The organism is Aquincola tertiaricarbonis (assembly GCF_023573145.1).
GTDB lineage: Bacteria > Pseudomonadota > Gammaproteobacteria > Burkholderiales > Burkholderiaceae_C > Aquincola > Aquincola tertiaricarbonis_B.
This window is the reverse complement of record NZ_CP097635.1, coordinates 1,291,295-1,307,847: the sequence shown is the minus strand read 5'-3', so window position 1 is coordinate 1,307,847 and position 16,553 is coordinate 1,291,295. Positions and strand designations below refer to the sequence as shown.

Sequence of the window (16,553 nt, the reverse complement as noted above, 5' to 3'; positions counted from 1 at the left end):
CGCGGGTCACCCCCCCGTCCCCAACATCTCCCGCAGCTTCACACTCATCGCCTCCATCGAAAACGGCTTGGTGATCATCTGCATGCCCGGCTCCAGGAAGCCGTTGGCCACCGCCGCGTTTTCGGCGTAGCCGGTCATGAACAGCACCTTCAGCTCGGGGCGGAAGACGCGGGCGGCATCGGCCATCTGGCGGCCGTTGAGGCCGGGCAGACCGATGTCGGTGACCAGCAGGTCGATCGGCTGCGGGCCCTGCAGCACGGCCAGGCCGGCCACGCCGTCGGCCGCTTCCAGTGCGCGGTAGCCCAGCTCCTGCAGCACGTCCACCACCAGCGCGCGCACCACGGCCTCGTCCTCCACCACCAGCACCACCTGGCCGCCATCGCTCAGGTGGTCGATGGTGGCGGCGCGCTGGGCCTCGGCCTCGTCGGCTTCGCCCAGGTGGCGCGGCAGGTAGAGCTTGACGGTGGTGCCGTGGCCCGGCTCGCTGTAGATCTTGACATAGCCCTCCGACTGGCGGGCAAAGCCATAGATCATCGACAGGCCCAGGCCGGTGCCCTGGCCGATGGGCTTGGTGGTGAAGAAGGGCTCGAAGGCGCGGGCGAGCACGTCCGGCGCCATGCCGGTGCCGGTGTCGCTGACGCCGATGCACACGTACTGGCCGGGCGCGATGTCGCGGATGCGCACCGCATAGCTGGCGTCCAGGCTGGTGTTGGCGGTCTCGATGGTCAGGCGGCCGCCGGCCGGCATCGCGTCGCGCGCGTTGATGCACAGGTTGAGGATGGCGCTTTCCAGCTGGTTGGCATCGCACAGCGTCAGCCACAGGTCGGGCGCCAGCGCCAGCTCCAGCGTCACCGCCTCGCCCAGCGTGCGGCGCAGCAGGTCCTCCATCGACACCACCAGCGGATTGGCCGCCACCGGCCGCGGATCGAGCGGCTGCCGGCGCGAGAAGGCCAGCAGCCGGTGCGTCAGCGCGGCGGCGCGCTGGGCCGAGGCCATCGCGCCCTGGATGAAGCGGTCGAGGTCGGTGCTGCGGCCCTGCTGCAGCCGGCGCTTGATCAGGTCCAGCGAGCCGGTGATGCCTTGCAGCAGGTTGTTGAAATCGTGCGCGATGCCGCCGGTGAGCTGGCCCACCGCCTCCATCTTCTGCGACTGGCGCAGCGCCTCCTGCGCCTCCTCCAGCTGGGCCTGGCGCAGGCGCTCGGCCGTGACGTCGCGGCCGGTGGCCACGAAGCGGCCGGTGCCGGGCTCTGGCGACAGGGTCCAGGCCATGACCCGCCATTCGCCTTCCAGCGTGGCCACGCGGTTTTCCAGGCGCACCGGCTGCCCGCTGGCGCGCATGCGGCCCAGCGCGCCCTGCAGCGCGGGCAGGTCGTCGGGGTGCAGCAGCGCGCTCAAGGGCCGCAGCACCAGCTGCGCATGGGCATGGCCCAGCTGCCGCGTCCACGAGGCGGACACGCGCAGCAGCTGGCCCTGCGCATCGGCAATGGCCAGCAGGTCTTCGGTCAGTGCCCAGACCTGGTCGCGTTCGCGGGTGCGTTCCTCCACGCGGGCTTCCAGCGTCTCGTTGTCGCGCTGGGTGGCGCGGAAAAGGCGCGCGTTGTCGATGGCGATGGCGGCCTGCGCCGCCAGGCCGCTGGCCAGGCGCTCGGCGCGGTCGGTGAAGACGTCGGGCTCCGGGTGGCCGAACATCAGGCAGCCCACCACGTCGCCGGAGCGCGCGACCACCGGCACCGCCAGGTAGCTGCGCACCGGCAGGTGGTGCTCGGGCATGCCGGCATGCGGCCAGTTGCGGCCGTAGCGCGGGTCCTGCGTGATGTCGGCCGCGCGGATGACGCCGTCGCCGCGGAAGGTGGGCGCGAACACCTCGGTCGAGCGCGGCATGCCGAAGCGTTCGAAGTCGCTGCGTTGCGCACCCGACAGCGCATAGAGCATGAAGCGCTCGTTGTGCTCGTCGCGCGTGGCATGGAAGAAGGCGCCGTAGCGGGCGCCGGTGAGCGCGGTGCCTGCGTCCACCACCCGCTGCACCAGGGTGTCGATGTCGAAGTCCTGCGCCAGCAGCGCGGCGGTGCGGTTCAGGGTTTCCAGTGCGCGGGTTTCTTCGCGCAGCGCCTGCTCGGCCCGGGCACGTTCCACCGCGTCCCACACGCGGGCGGCCACGTCCTCCATCAACGCCACCTCGTCGGCCGTCCAGTGGCGGGTGGCATGCTGGGCCGCGTAGAAGATGGCCCGCAGGGCCCCGTCGCCGCGCAGCGGCACGGCCACCAGGCTGTCGACGCCGAAACGCTCCAGCACCGGCTGGTGCCCCTCGGCGGTGATGTCCTCGCACACGGTGGTCTGGCCGGCGCGCCAGTGCTGCATGGCGGTTTCGCCAAACGTGTCGAGCGCAAAGCTGCGCTGCTCGGCCGGCCGGCCGTCGGTCTGCTCAGCATCCACCACGATGCGCTCGCCATGCAGCCGGCCCAGCCCGGCCCGGTGCACGCCGAGGAAGTTGCGCAGCATCTGCAGGCCGTCGCCCAGCAGCGCCTGCGGCTCGCCGGAGGGCCGCAGCCTATCGGCCAGCGACAGCAGCAGCGCCTGCCGCGCCTCGGCCTGCTTGCGGGCGGTGATGTCGATGGCGGTGCCGATGGCACGCACGCAGCGGCCGCTGTCGTCGAACAGGCCGCGGCCCTTGGCCGCCACCCAGCGCAGCACGCCGTCCTCGATGCCGATGGTGCGGTACTCGACGTCGTAGCTGCTGCGTTGCGCCGGGTCCATCGCGGCCGAGAAGGCAGCCAGCGTGGCGGGTGCGTCCTCCGGGTGCAGACCCTTCTCGAAGGTCGACAGGGACACCTGCGCGCCGGGCGGCAAGCCGAACATCGTGCGCGTGCGGTCCGACCACACCAGCTCTTGCGTGGCGGTGTCCAGGTCCCAGGTGCCGATCTCGGCCGCCTCGGTGGCCAGCAGCAGCGACTGCTGGCTGGCCACCAGGCGCTCGCTGGCCAGGCGCCGCTCGGTGATGTCGTAGCACACGCCCAGGTAGCGGTGCGGGCCACCGTGCGGGTCGGCCACCACCTCGCCGCGGCGGGCCAGCCAGCGCATGCGGCCATCGTCGGCCCGGCGGATGCGGTACTCCACGTAGGCCATGCGCTGCGGCGTGGGGGTGGGGTCCACCGCCAGCAGCGGCACGTCGTCGGGGTGCACCAGCGCCACCAGCCGCGCCACCGGCACCATCGGCGTTTCAGGCAGCCCCCACAGCGTGCAGAAGCTGGCCGAGACCGCCACTTCGCTGCGCTGGGGGAACAGCTCGAAGCTGCCGATGCTGCCGGCCTGCTGGGCCACGTGCAGCCGCTCTTCGCTGATGCGCAAGGCCTCGCGGGCACGGGCACGCTCCACGGCCAGCCGCAGCCGGTCGCCCACCTCGCGCAGCAGCACCACGTCGTCGGCCGACCACCGGCGCGGGCTGCGGCTGCTGACGAAGACGATGGCCCCCACGCTCGCCAGCCCCGGCGCCGCCGCCGCTGTGCGGCCCGCCGAAAGAGCCACCAGCGGCACCAGCACCATCGCGCCCACCTGCAGCTCGGCGTAACGGGCCTGGGCGCTGGCGGTGCGGGGGTCGGTGTTCACGTCGTCCACCACCACCGGCTGGCCGGCCCGCACGGCCGCGTCCAGACCCTGGCCGTAGTCGGCCAGCAGGTAGGTGCCTGGGGCGCTGGCCACGCTGCCGTCCGTCCAGTCGTGGTCCACGTGCAGGTGCAGTTCCTCGTCCACGCGGCCGAAGCCCACGCGGTGCACGTCCAGCAGTTCGGCCAGGCGGGCGGCCACGTCGTCGCTGACGCGGGCCTCGGCCTGCCACTCGTGCAGGCTCTCGCTGAGCTGCAGCAGGAAGGCCTGGCGCTGATCGGCGGCGCGCTGGCGGGTGCGGTTGCGCAGCACCTTGACGAAGCCCAGCGCCTGACCGGCATCGCCGCGCAGCAGCGTCATCTCACCCGAAGCCCAGATGCGGCTGCCATCGGCGCGCAGCCGCCAGCCTTCCTCGGGGGCGGGGTGGCCGTCCAGCGCGGCGGCCATCTCGCGCTCGATGCGCCCCAGCGCCAGGTCCTGCGGCGTGAAGCAGCGGTGCAGCGTCTGCCCCAGCATCTCTTCCTCACGCCAGCCCAGGATGCGGTGCGCGCCTTCGTTCCAGCGGGTCACCCGGCCCTGGGCGTCGAGCGCGATGATGGCGTAGTCGGTGGCGCTGTCCAGGATCTGCCGGTGGCGAGCTTCGGCCTGGCGCAGGCGCTGGTTGGCTTCGTCGCGCTCGATCACCAGCGCCGCGGTCTGGGTGGTGATGGCCAGCGCGTCCAGCCGATGCTGCGGCGCCTCGTGCAGCTGGGGCAGGAAGCACACCAGCAGGCCCAGGGGCCGGCCCTCGGCGGCCTGGATGGGCTGGCCGCACACGTGGTGCAGGCCGTGGCGGCCGGCCGCCGCCTTCAAGCCCGGCCAGTCGACCTGCCCCGCCAGGGTCGGCGCGGCCGTTGAGTCCGCATTGGCCGCCGCCGGTGGCCGCAGCGCAGCCTGCAGTGCCTCCCGCAGGTCGGGCGGCAGGCCGCCCGTCGCGCCTACCACCAGCCCTTGCGGTGTCAGCAGCAGCACGCCGACCTTGAGCCCCACCGGCGAGCCGGCCTCCAGCTCGGCCACCAGCACTTCCAGCACCTGGGGCAGCGGCACGCCCGCGACGATCTGCGCCAGCACCCGTCGTTCGCCCTCCAGCAAGGTGAGGGTGCTGCTACTGAGCGGGCGGGGTTGTACTGCGGTCATGGCCGGCCCATTCTCACCGCAGCCAGCCCCGGCGTCGCGCGGGGCACAATCGGCCGATGCCCGCTTTTCGCTCCGCCGTTGCCGCCGCCGGCCTGTTGATGCTGCTGGCCGGCTGCGCCACCCGTTCCGTCGACGTCAAGCCCCTGCCCTCCGACCCCGCCGCATTCAGCCACTGGCCCTGCGAAGCGCTCTACACCGAGGCCGACAAGGTGCAGCGCAGCGCCGCCGACGTGGCCTACACCGTCGACGAGCGTGTCGGCAACAACATCATCGCGCTGGGCGTGGGTGCCACCGTCTTCTGGCCTGCGATGCTGGCCATGCGGCCCGATGGCCCCGACGCCGCCGAACTGGCGCGCTTGCGCGGCCGCTACGACGCGCTGCAGTCTGCCCTCGGACAGCGCGGCTGCCCGCCGCAGCCCGACACGCTGAGCGTCGAGCAGCTGGCCGGCATGCCGCTGAAGGTGGGCGAGCGTCTGGTGTACGAGGAGCGCCGGGGCCGCACCGCCGCGCGCGAGCTGGGCCTGCGGCTGCAGAGCCTGCGGCGCGACCAGCTCGAGTTCCGCGCCGACCTGCCGGGCGCCGACAAGCCCGTGCGCTGGCAGCAGGACGGCGCCGGCAACATCCAGCCGCCATCGGCGGGCGACACCGTGGTGTACTGGACGCGGCTGCTGCGCCCCGAGCTGGGTCTGGGCGATGTGCTGGCCGGCGAGCTGCGCAACACCAACGGCGAGCAGGGCCGCGTGCGTGGCCAGGTGGTGGCCACCGGCGTGCAGACCGGCTTCGGACGGGCGTTCGACGCGGCGGTGATCGAGCTCTACGGCGACGTGCCCTTTCGCCGCCACACCACGCGCATCGACGGCGTGATGGTGGTTGACCGCAAGAGCGGCGTGCTGCTGCGGCTGGAGCTGCGCAGCAGCAATGCCGACTTTGCGCTGCGGCGCACCCTGCTGCGTGTGGAGCCGGCGGCCTGAGGTGGCGCCCCAAGCTCGCTGCGCTCGCTCCCCCCGCAGGGGGTCTCAGTCCCTTGGGGCGGCCCGGCGGGACTGAGCTGCTGCAGATGCCACGCTCGCTTCACACTTCTTCACCGCGGGCGCGGGCGCTGCTTTACCGCCTGCCCCGAAGCTCTCGGCTCCTTCGAATAACAAGGGAGAGCCGCTTGAAGACCCGCGCTTCCATTGCACACCCGTTCCGCTGGATGGCCGCCAGCCTGCTGCTGGCCGGGGCCTCCGTCGCCATGCTGCCCACCGCTTCCCGCGCCGACACGCCGCCCCCGCCCGCCGCCGGCCACCCGATGCCGCCGGGCTCGGGCTTCGTGGGCATGCCGCTGCAGGGCCCCGGCATGCAGCGCATGCTGGACGACGTCAAGGCCACGCCGGAGCAGCGCGACCAGATCCGCCAGATCACCGAAGCTGCCGCAGCCGACCTGCGCAGCCAGCAGGAAGCCTCGCGCAGCCTGCACGACGAAGCCGGCAAGATCTTCACCGCGCCCATCGTGGACGCCGACGCCGCCGAGCGCCTGCGCCAGCAGATGATGGCCCAGCATGAGCAGGCTTCGCGCCGCATGATGCAGGTGATGGTGGACGTGGCCAAGGTGCTCACGCCCGAGCAGCGCCAGCAGCTGGCCGAGCGCATGGCCCGCGGGCCCGAAGAGCGCCGAGGCCCCATGCATCGGGGTGCACCCCGTGGCGAACGCGCACCGGCGGGCTGATCATGCGAGTCTCCAGCATGTTCCAACGCGGCGGTGCCGCCAGCCAGCCCCCCGTCAACACCGCAGCGGCCGTGGCCGCCGCGCCCACGGCGCCTGCAAGATCGCCCGCACACCCCTACCATCCGGCCATGACTGCGCAACGTTTGCTTCTGATCGATGACGATGCCCGGCTGACGACCATGGTAGGGGACTACCTGCGCAACGCCGGCTACGAGATCGACATCGCGGGCTCCGTGGCCGCCGGCCGCGACCGCCTGCGCCTGGGCCAGTACGATGCCCTGGTGCTGGACCTGATGCTGCCCGACGGCGACGGCCTGGACCTGACCCGCGAGCTGCGCGGCGACGCCCGCACGCGGCGCCTGCCGCTGCTGATGCTCACCGCCCGCGGTGAGCCGATGGACCGCATCGTCGGCCTGGAGATCGGCGCCGACGACTACCTGCCCAAGCCCTTCGAGCCGCGTGAGCTGCTGGCCCGTATCAAGGCCTTGCTGCGCCGCGCATCGCCAGAACCGGCGGCCGACGAGGTGCTGCGCTTCGGCCGGCTCGAAATCGACCTCGGCGCCCGCCAGGCCTACCTCGGCGGTCAGCCCTGCGACCTCACCAGCCACCAGTTCGACCTGCTGGTGGTGCTGGCGCAGAGCCCGGGCCGGGTGCTGTCGCGCGACCAGATCATGGACGCGCTCAAGGGCCACCCGCTGGAGGCCTTCGACCGCTCGATCGACGTGCACATCTCCCGCATCCGCGCGCTGATCGAGGACGACCCGAAGAACCCCAAGCGCGTGCTCACCGTGCGCGGCGTGGGCTACCTCTTCGCGCGCAAGCAGGACGGCGAATCCTGATGCTGCACGGCCGCCCGCCGGCGGCCCGCCGGCGTGCTGGCGGGGGCCGGGCATGAAATCGCTCTACCTGCGGGTGTGGCTCACGGTGGTGGCCGTGCTGGCGCTGTTTGCGCTCGGCTCCGGCTGGCTGGTGCAGCGCCACATGGAACGCGAACGCGGCCGCGCCGATGCGCTGGCCGCCGAGCGCGTGGCCGCCTGGGCCGACCTCATCCAGCGCAGCCTGCCCGGGGCCGAGGCGCCGACCGAAGAGCAGTCTGAAGCCGTGCTCGACTGGTCGCAGCGGCTGCGCATGCCGCTGGCGCTGGACGACGCGCGCGGCCGCCGCATCGTGGCCACCGCCACCTTCGAGCGGCGCATGGACAACGGCGAATCGCCGCCACCGCGCATCTTCCCGATCCGCTTTGCCGACGGCCGCACGCTGTGGGTGATGCGGCCCGTGCTGCTGCGCCTGCCGCACGGCGGCGAAGGTCTGCGGGTGGAGGGCCCACGGCCCGATGGCCTGCACCCCGGCCGGCTGCAGCTGGAGGCCTTGCGCTTCCGTGGCCTGGGGCTGGAAGAAGACTTTCCGCTGCCGCCGTGGTTCCCGTTCGCGCCGCCGGGCTGGGGCCGTGGCGTGGGCATGATCGCGGTGCTGGCGCTGCTGTTCGCGGCCATTGCCATCGGCGCCTTTCCGGTGGTGCGCCGCCTCACGCGCCGGCTGGAGGCGCTCAAGCAGGGTGTGGAGCGCTTTGGTGCCGGCGCGCTGCACCACCGTGTGGACGAAGGTGGGCGCGACGAAGTGGCGGCCGTGGCCGCCAGCTTCAACCGCGCTGCCGAACGGGTGGAAGCCCTGGTGCGCGCCAACCAGAGCCTGCTGGCCAATGCCAGCCATGAGCTGCGCTCGCCGCTGGCGCGACTGAAGATGGCGGTGTCCATGCTGGACGACGACACCGGCTGCCAGGCCCAGCAGCGCGCGCAGCTGCGCCGCGAGATCCATACCAACATCGGCGAGCTGGACGCGCTGGTGGAAGAGGTGCTGATGGCGAGCCGCCTGGAATCGCAGTCGGCGAGCCCCGAGCGTGAGCCGGTCGAGCTGGTGGCACTGGGCGCCGAAGAAACCGCCCGCCTGCAGGCGGAACTCAGCGCGCCTGATGGCCCGCTGACGGTGCTGGGCGACGAACGCCTGCTGCGCCGCGCGATGCGCAATCTGCTGGAAAACGCCCGCCGCTACGGCGGCGACGAGGTGGAACTGGTGCTGCAGCGCGGCGCCCCCCGCCGCGTCGAGATGCGTGTGTGCGACCGAGGCCCGGGCGTGCCGCCCGACATGCGCGAGCGCATCTTCGAGCCCTTCTTCCGCCTGCCCGGCCATGCCGAGCATGCCGGCGGCGTCGGCCTGGGTCTGAGCCTGGTGCGCCAGATCGCCGAGCGCCACCAGGGCAGCGTGCGCTGCGAAGCCCGCGAGGGCGGCGGCAGCTGCTTCATCATCGAGCTGCCAGCGGCTTGAGGTGGTGCCCCCAAGCTCGCTGCGCTCGCGTCCCCCCGAGGGGGATCTCAGTCTCTTGGGGCGGCCCGGCGAGACTGAGGTGATGCCCCCGAGCTCGCTGCGCTCGCGTCCCCCCAAGGGGGATCTCAGTCTCTTGGGGCGGCCCGGCGAGACTGAGCGTCAGCCCGGCCGGCCCAAGCGCTTGCGCTGCACCCAGCCCAGCAGCAGGCACAGGCCGGCGGCGGCGGTGAGCAGGCCCACGGTGGCGGCTGACCAGAAGCCGCGGGCGCCGTACAGCGCCTCCGGCGCCCAGGCCGGTTGGCCAAAGGCCAGCCAGTAGCCACCGCCCAGGCCCACGCCCCAGATGGCGCTGGCGTAGATGACCAGCGGCACAGTGGCGATGCGGTAGGCCCGCAGGATGAACGAGGCCAGGCACTGCGCGGCATCGCCCAGGTGGAACACCGCCACCCAGGTCAGCAGCGGCAGCGCCGCGGCGATGATCACCGGGTCGCTGGCATACAGCCGCACCAGGCCATGGCGGCCCGCGAACACCAGCAGGCCGATGGCCACCGCCAGCCCCAAGCCGATGCCCAGGCCGTGCCAGCCCAGCCGGCGCGCCTGCCGCATCGCCCCGGCGCCGATGGCTTGGGCCACCAGCGTGCTGGTGGCATTGGCCAGCGCCAGCGGCAGCATGTACATCAGCGCCACCAGGTTGGCCGCGATCTGGTGGCCGGCCACCGCGGTGGGTGATATGCGCGAGATGAAGAAGGCCATGAAGGTGAAGCCCGTCACCTCGATGCCGATGGACAGGCCCATCGGAATGCCCAGCTTCAGCTGCGCGACCAGCGCCGGCCGGCTGGGCGGCAGCAGGCCGCGGCCCAGGATGCGGAAGGGCCGGTAGAACGGGTCGCGCCGCAGCAGCACAAAAGCGGCGATCAGCTGCGCCCACATCACGATGGCGGTGGCGATGCCGCAGCCGGCCACGCCCATCGGCGCCAGCGGGCCCACGCCGTACACCAGCGCGAAGGACAGCGGCACCTTGAGCGCCAGCCCGCCGATCTGCAGCACGGTGACGGCCTTGGGCCGCGACACCGCGGTGTTGAAGCCGCGGTAGGCGGTGAACAGCAGCGCCGCCGGCAGCGAGACGGCCAGCGCCAGCGTGTAGCTGTGCACCTTGTCGGCCACCGCGGGCTCGGCGCGCGAGAGCCACAAAAAGGGCTGCGGAAACGCCAGCAGCGTGCTGCCCAGCACCGACAGGCCCAGCGCCAGCCACACCGCCTGGTGCAGCTGGGCACCGGCCTGCTCCAGCTGGCGGGCGCCATACAGCTGGCCGACGATGGGCCCCAGCGCCAGCACCACGCCCATCAGGCCGATGAACACGGTGATGTAGGCCGCGCCGCCGACGGCCAGCGCCGCCAGATCGGCCGCGGCATAGCGGGCCACCAGCATGGTGTCGATGGTGCCGAAAGCCAGCACCGCCAGCTGGCCCAGCAGCAGCGGTGCGGCCAGCCGCGCGATGCCGCGTGCGTTGTCGGCCAGGCGCCTGGGCGCCTGGTCCTGGACCGCCTCAGCGGTCGGCAAGGGAATCCGGCGGCGGATGGTCGACGCCGCTGGCCTGCCGTGCGCGCTCCGCGTACTTGTTGAAGCGCCAGGCCGTGCCCTCGCGGGTGATGCGCCGCCAGACGATGCGCTTTTCCGCGGGCGTCAACTGCGGCCAATGCTGCACTTCGCCTTCGGTGCGGCCGCAGCCCTTGCACACCGCATCACCCTGTGCCGTGGAGCAGATGGCGATGCACGGCGCATCGGGCGTGTGGGCATACCAGCCCAGCCAGGCCTCGCGCGCCTTGGCGGGCATGGTGGCCTCGTCGCACTCGGTCTCGTGGTAGTACACCATCAGCGCGTACACCTCGGCCAGCGCCAGCACTTCGGGGCAGGCGGTGATGCCGTCGGGCGAGGGCGACTTCTCGCGCCACCAGTTGATGGCGGCTTCGATGTCGAGGATGTGGATGCCGGCCATGGATGCAGGTTCAGTCCTGGGCGGCGGCCAGCGCGGCCAGGGCGGCCTCGGCCGCGCCACGCTCACCGCTGGCGGCCCAGTCGATCGGCGCCTCGGCCAGCGCTGCGGCGGCCTCGGTTTTCAGGCGCTTGACCCAGCCGCCGGCCTCGCGGCCGTCGGGCAGCCCCAGGCTTTGCAGCAGCGTGTGGCCGTGCGTGTCCACCAGCTTGAAGAAGAAGCGGCCATCGGCCTCGCGGTATTGCTTGAACAGCGGCAGCGCGGCCTTGTCGGCAGGGCCTGCCGCCACCGGCGCGGCGCGTGGCACCGCCAGCATCGGCCGCAGGCCGACGGCGGCGCGCAGCTCGGCCAGGAAGGGCGTGGCCACGCGGCGCGCCTTGGCGGCGCCGTGCTGCAGCACTTCCTCGATGCGCTCGGGGTGGGCCATCAGCTCGACATAGCGCTCGCGCATCGGCGCGATCTGGCCTTCCAGCAGGTTCACCAGGCGTTGCTTGGCCTCGCCCCAGCCCAGGCCGGCCCGCAGGTCGGCATGGAAGGCGCTGCGTTGCTCGGGCGTGGCAAAGGCGTCGTGCACCGTCACCAGGGCGGCGCCTTCCGGGTCCTTGGGCTCGCCGGGCAGTCGCGAGTCGGTGACGATGCGCGCCACCGCTTCCTTCAGCCCCTTGGCGCCGCCTCCGAACAGCGGAATCGTGTTGTCGTAGCTCTTGGACATCTTGCGGCCGTCCAGGCCCGGCAGCGTCGCCACTTCTTCCTCGATCTCGGCGCGCGGCAGCACGAACAGCTCACGCCCCTGGCCGAACAGGTGGTTGAAGCGCTGGCCCATGTCGCGCGCCATCTCGATGTGCTGCACCTGGTCGCGGCCCACCGGCACCCGGTGTGCGTTGAACAGCAGGATGTCGGCCGCCATCAGGATCGGGTAGCTGAAAAGGCCCATGGTCACGCCCGCATCCAGGTCTTCACCAGCCGCGGCGTTGACGTCGGTGGCCGCCTTGTAGGCATGGGCGCGGTTCATCAGGCCCTTGGCGCACACGCAGGTCAGCAGCCAGGTCAGCTCGGGCGTCTCGGGGATGTCGCTCTGGCGGTAGAAGGTGACGCGCTCGGTGTCCAGCCCGGCCGCCAGCCAGGTGGCGGCGATCTCCAGCCGGCTGCGCTCGATGCGGGCCGGGTCGTCGCACTTGATCAGCGCGTGATAGTCGGCCAGGAAGAAGAAGCTCTCCACGCCGGGTTCGCGGCTGGCCGCGATGGCCGGGCGGATCGCGCCCACGTAGTTGCCCAGGTGGGGCGTGCCGGTGGTGGTGATGCCGGTGAGAACGCGTTCGGTCATGGTGAGGGCTGGCGGCGAGGGAGGGGGATTCTAGGCGGGGCCCTCAAACCCTCGTCGTTACACTGCCGCGCCTCATGAAACGCATCGTCATCCTCATTTCCGGCCGTGGCTCCAACATGGAGGCCATCGTGCAGGCCTGCGCGGCCGAGGGCTGGCCGGCCCAGGTGGTGGGGGTGGTCAGCAACCGGCCCGAGGCCGCGGGCCTGGCCTTTGCGCAGTCGCACGGCATCGCCACCGCGGTGGTCGACCACAAGACTTTCGCCAGCCGCGACGAGTTCGACGCCGCGCTGGCCGCCGCCATCGACGGCCTTGCGCCCGACCTGCTGGTGCTGGCCGGCTTCATGCGCATCCTGGGTGCGGCCTTCGTGCAGCGCTACGAGGGCCGCATGCTCAACATCCACCCCTCGCTGCTGCCGGCCTTTCCGGGCCTGCACACCCACCGCCGTGCCATCGAGGCGGGTTGCGCGGAAGCCGGCTGCACCGTGCACTACGTGACCGCCGAGCTGGACCACGGCCCGATGGTGGCCCAGGCCGCCGTGCCCATCCTGCCGGGCGACGACGAACACAGCCTGGCCGCACGCGTGCTGGTGGAAGAGCACCGCCTGTACCCACAAGCCGTGCGGGCGGTGGTCGAGGGTCGGGCCTAGAACAAGCCGGCCGCGGTGTTGATGGCCAGCGCCAGCAGCACCGTGTTGAACATGAAGGCCAGCACGCCCTGGCCCAGCACCCAGCGGCGGATCTGGCGGTCGCTCACCGTCACGTCCGAGGTCTGCGAAGTAGCGGCGATGGTGAACGAGAAGTAGAGGAAGTCGCCGTAGTGCGGCGGGTCTTCGTCCTCGCCTTCCGCCGGCTCACCGGGAAAGCCCAGGCCACGGCCCGGCCGGGTGCGGTCGCGGTAGAAGAGGCTGGCGTAGGCGAGTGCGAACAGCGTGGCCAGCAGCAGCCAGGAGCCGAACAGCGTGGCCAGCGTCAGCGCCACCCGCGGCGCGGCCGAGGCCTCGCCCTTGGGCGCGCCGGCCAGTTCCAGCGCAATGGCAGCCAGCGTCACCACCACGGCCACCACCGCCGTGCTCACCACCGCGAAAGCGCTCTCGGCATGGGCAGCGGCGATGTCGCGCATGCGTTCGTGCGAGGCGCGGCGCATCATCAGCGCGGTGCTGGCCAGGTACAGCCACACACCAGCGTTCCAGCCGATCAGCACCTGCGTGGTCCAGTTCAGGCGGCCGCCGCCGATCCCATCGGACAAGAAGCCCGCCGCGAGGGCGATCGCCAGGCTGACGAGCAGGCGGGGGCGGGTGCGAAAGGGGCGCAGCAAGGGCAGGGCGGCAGCCTGGCCCGCCAAAACGGGTGCGGCGCGGATAATCCGGGGGATGCATCCTAATGCCCTTGTGGAAATGACGACCGAGCTGCTCGGTGACGTCCTGAAGTTCGAGATCCCGGCCGACGCCGTGGTGTCGTCGTTTTTTCGCCGCCACCGCACGCTCGGCCCACGTGAGCGCCACACCCTGGCCGAGACGGTGTATGCCGTGGTGCGCCAGCGCCTGCTGTTCCAGCATCTGGCGCAAAGCGGCAGCGGCCCGCTGGAGCGACGGTTGGTGCTGCTGGCCTGGCAGGGCAACGAGGGCTTCCTGCGCGGCGCGCTCAACCCGCACGAGCAGGCCTGGCTGGCCGACGTGCAGAAGGTGGACCGCAGCAGCCTGCCGCGCAAGCTGCGCCACAGCACGCCCGACTGGATCTGGCAGCCGCTGGAGCAGTCGCTGGGTGCCGATGAATTCCTGACGCTGGCCGAGAGCCTGAACCAGCCCGCGCCACTGGACCTGCGGGTGAACACCCTCAAGGCCAAGCGGCCCGAGGTGAAGCAGATCCTGGCCGACGCCGGCATCGAGGCCACCGACACACCGTACTCGCCCTGGGGCCTGCGCATCGAAGGCAAGCCGGCGCTGAACAAGCTGGACGTGTTCACCGGCGGCGGCGTGGAAGTGCAGGACGAAGGCAGCCAGCTGCTGGCGCTGATCACCGACGCCAAGCGCGGCGAGATGGTGGTGGATTTCTGTGCCGGCGCCGGCGGCAAGACGCTGGCGCTGGGCGCGGCGATGCGCAACACCGGCCGCCTGTATGCGTTCGACGTGTCCGGCCACCGGCTGGATTCGCTCAAGCCCCGGCTGGCCCGCAGCGGCCTGTCCAACGTCTACCCAGCGCAGATCGCCCATGAGCGCGACGAGCGCATCAAGCGTCTGGCCGGCAAGATCGACCGCGTGCTGGTGGATGCGCCCTGCTCGGGCCTGGGCACGCTGCGCCGCAACCCCGACCTGAAGTGGCGCCAGTCGCCCGCTACGCTGGCGGCCCTGCGCACGCAGCAGGCCTCCATCCTACGGGGCGCCGCCCGCCTGCTCAAGCAAGGCGGCCGGCTGGTGTACGCCACCTGCAGCCTGATGGCCTCGGAAAACGAAGACATCGCCGCCGCCTTCAGCGCCGAGTTCGAGCGCGAATGGGCGCCGGTGCCGGTCGGCGATCTGCTGTCGGCCGCCAAGGTGGAAGGCTGGGAGAGCCTGGTGTCGGGCCCGTACCTGCGCCTGTGGCCCCACCGCCATGCCACGGATGGATTTTTTGCCGCAGTCTGGGAACGACGCTGAGGATTCGGAGTCTCACTACCTGCCGCGTTGATCTGCCGCAATCTTGGGTCGATCTGCGGCGATCGTCTGTGGCGTGGGCGCCAAAAGCACCGTGCTAGCTATGTAGTTCCACGCGTGCGCCCGGGGGTGCACCACCTACAATCGGTAGGTTCTCCGAAAGGTTCTCAATGAATGGTTTGATGACGGTGTGGAGCGCAGTCGTCGAGTGGCTGGCGCACGGTGTGCTGGACGCCTCCTGGTGGCAGGTGCTCGTCTACACCCTGGTGGTGACCCACATCACGATCGCAGCGGTCACGATCTTCCTGCACCGCAGCCAGGCCCACCGGGCGCTGGACCTGGGCCCCGTGCCGCAGCACTTCTTCCGTCTGTGGCTGTGGCTGACCACCGGCATGGTCACCAAGCAATGGGTGGCCATCCACCGTAAGCACCACGCCAAGTGCGAGACGGACGAAGACCCGCACAGCCCGCAAACCCGCGGCATCAAGAAGGTGCTGCTGGAGGGTGCCGAGCTGTACCGCGCCGAAGCCAAGAACGGCGAGACCATCGAGAAGTACGGTCGCGGCACGCCCGATGATTGGATCGAGCGCAACCTGTACACCCGCTACTCCTGGCAGGGCGTGGGCCTGATGCTGCTGCTGAACGTGTTCCTGTTCGGCGCCATCGGCCTGACGATCTGGGCGGTGCAGATGCTGTGGATCCCGATCAACGCGGCCGGCATCATCAACGGCATCGGCCACTACTGGGGCTACCGCAACTTCGAGGCGGTGGACGCTTCAACCAATGTGTCGCCCTGGGGCATCATCATTGGCGGTGAAGAGCTGCACAACAACCACCACACCTACCCCACCTCGGCCAAGTTCTCGGTCAAGAAGTACGAGTTCGACATCGGCTGGGGCTACATCCGCGCGATGGAGATGATCGGCTGGGCCAAGGTGCGCAAGACCGCGCCGCAGCTCAAGCTGGGCCAGGTCAAGCCGGTGGCCGACGACAAGACGCTGGAGGCGGTGATCGCCAACCGCTACGAGGTCATGGCCTCGTACGCCAAGGAGCTGCGCCGCGCCTGCGCAATGGAGCTGGAGCACCTGAAGAAGCAGGGCGCCAAGAACTCCGCGCGCTGGACCGAGATGCGCCTGGCCAAGCGCTGGCTGCACCGCGACGACGACAAGATCCCGCACGGCGTGAAGGCGCACGTGGCTGGGGCGATGGCGCAAAGCCCGTCGCTGACCAAGCTGGTGACCATGCGCGAAGAGCTGCGCCAGATCTGGACGCGCACCAACGTCTCGGCCGAGCAGCTGGTGGGTGAACTGCAGGCCTGGTGCAAGCGCGCCGAGGACAGCGGCATCACCGCGCTGCAGGAGTTCTCGACCAAGCTGCGCGCTGCGCGCGCCTGACGGATCGACGGCCCCGCGAGGGGCTCAAGACAAAGGGGGCCGGCGGCTCCCTTTTTTTGCGCCCTGCGGAAGGGCGTTGCGCTTTCGCAGCCAGCTTCCCGGAGCAGGCCTGTCGGACGTCTTGGCGGCGCATCACGGTGCGGTGTCAGGTGCCCGGACGAACAGCAAGAAGAAGCGCCCAAAACAAAGGCCGCTCAAGAGCGGCCTTCTGGTGGAACCGGGCTGAAGATCACTTCAGCTTGGTTTCCTTGTACAGCACGTGCTTGCGTGCCTTGGGGTCGAACTTCAGGAATTCCAGCTTTTCGGGCGTGGTCTTCTTGTTCTTGTTCGTGGTGTAGAAGTGACCGGTGCCGGCAGTCGACTCCAGCTTGATCTTTTCGCGTCCGCCTTTGGTGGCCATCAGCTG

General features: G+C 71.1%; 13 protein-coding genes. 7 read left to right on the top strand and 6 right to left on the bottom strand.

The features are described from left to right. Nucleotides 1–6: 6 nt before the first annotated feature. Nucleotides 7–4,776 carry a PAS domain S-box protein gene (locus MW290_RS06065; RefSeq protein WP_250196363.1) on the bottom strand — a complete coding sequence of 1,590 codons (4,770 nt, stop codon included), beginning with the start codon at nt 4,774–4,776 and terminating at the stop codon, nt 7–9. 56 nt (nt 4,777–4,832) lie between these two features. Between MW290_RS06065 and MW290_RS06060 the strand changes: the two genes are divergently transcribed. From MW290_RS06060 to MW290_RS06045, 4 genes are all read left to right on the top strand, one after another. Further along, nucleotides 4,833–5,747: a hypothetical protein gene (locus MW290_RS06060; RefSeq protein ID WP_250196362.1), complete on the top strand. Its 915-nt coding sequence runs from the start codon at nt 4,833–4,835 to the stop codon at nt 5,745–5,747. A 185-nt stretch (nt 5,748–5,932) separates the two neighbouring features. Beyond that, the gene (locus MW290_RS06055; protein WP_250196361.1) at nt 5,933–6,484 is read left to right on the top strand and encodes a Spy/CpxP family protein refolding chaperone; all 552 of its coding nucleotides are present in this window, start codon (nt 5,933–5,935) and stop codon (nt 6,482–6,484) included. Between the two features lie 128 nt (nt 6,485–6,612). After that, entirely contained in the window at nt 6,613–7,323 is a 711-nt protein-coding gene (locus MW290_RS06050) for a winged helix-turn-helix domain-containing protein (RefSeq protein ID WP_250196360.1), read from the top strand. A gap of 52 nt (nt 7,324–7,375) precedes the next feature. Beyond that, a complete protein-coding gene (locus MW290_RS06045) occupies nt 7,376–8,806 on the top strand; it encodes a sensor histidine kinase (protein ID WP_250196359.1) in 1,431 nt (476 codons plus the stop codon). Between the two features lie 159 nt (nt 8,807–8,965). On the opposite strand, the gene MW290_RS06040 is transcribed toward MW290_RS06045, so the two are convergent. Genes MW290_RS06040 through MW290_RS06030 form a run of 3 tightly spaced genes read right to left on the bottom strand, consistent with a single transcriptional unit; the run spans nt 8,966 to nt 12,123 of the window. Then, on the bottom strand, nt 8,966–10,366 hold the full coding sequence (locus MW290_RS06040; protein WP_250196358.1) for an MATE family efflux transporter: 1,401 nt from the start codon (nt 10,364–10,366) through the stop codon (nt 8,966–8,968). Next, on the bottom strand, nt 10,353–10,802 hold the full coding sequence (locus MW290_RS06035; protein WP_250196357.1) for a DUF3717 domain-containing protein: 450 nt from the start codon (nt 10,800–10,802) through the stop codon (nt 10,353–10,355). Before MW290_RS06035 ends, MW290_RS06040 begins: the two co-directional genes overlap by 14 nt. A 10-nt stretch (nt 10,803–10,812) precedes the next feature. Further along, nucleotides 10,813–12,123 (bottom strand): tryptophan--tRNA ligase, encoded by a 1,311-nt coding sequence (locus MW290_RS06030; protein ID WP_250196356.1) that lies wholly within the window; start codon nt 12,121–12,123, stop codon nt 10,813–10,815. Nucleotides 12,124–12,197: 74 nt separating this feature from the next. On the opposite strand from MW290_RS06030, the gene purN reads away from it, so the two are divergent. Then, nucleotides 12,198–12,770 (top strand): phosphoribosylglycinamide formyltransferase, encoded by a 573-nt coding sequence (gene purN / locus MW290_RS06025; protein ID WP_250196355.1) that lies wholly within the window; start codon nt 12,198–12,200, stop codon nt 12,768–12,770. Here purN and MW290_RS06020 read toward each other — a convergent pair. Next, nucleotides 12,767–13,438 (bottom strand): DUF1345 domain-containing protein, encoded by a 672-nt coding sequence (locus MW290_RS06020; RefSeq protein WP_250196354.1) that lies wholly within the window; start codon nt 13,436–13,438, stop codon nt 12,767–12,769. The genes purN and MW290_RS06020 overlap by 4 nt on opposite strands. A 55-nt stretch (nt 13,439–13,493) precedes the next feature. Here MW290_RS06020 and MW290_RS06015 point away from each other — a divergent pair, with 55 nt between their 5' ends. Together MW290_RS06015 and MW290_RS06010 are read left to right on the top strand one after the other, a co-directional pair. After that, complete coding sequence (locus tag MW290_RS06015; protein ID WP_250196353.1) at nt 13,494–14,756, top strand: RsmB/NOP family class I SAM-dependent RNA methyltransferase; 1,263 nt, start codon at nt 13,494–13,496, stop codon at nt 14,754–14,756. Between the two features lie 179 nt (nt 14,757–14,935). Further along, nucleotides 14,936–16,147: a DesA family fatty acid desaturase gene (locus MW290_RS06010; protein ID WP_375142815.1), complete on the top strand. Its 1,212-nt coding sequence runs from the start codon at nt 14,936–14,938 to the stop codon at nt 16,145–16,147. A 229-nt stretch (nt 16,148–16,376) separates the two neighbouring features. On the opposite strand, the gene rpmG is transcribed toward MW290_RS06010, so the two are convergent. Further along, nucleotides 16,377–16,547 (bottom strand): 50S ribosomal protein L33, encoded by a 171-nt coding sequence (rpmG, locus tag MW290_RS06005; RefSeq protein ID WP_046113738.1) that lies wholly within the window; start codon nt 16,545–16,547, stop codon nt 16,377–16,379. Nucleotides 16,548–16,553 lie beyond the last annotated feature (6 nt).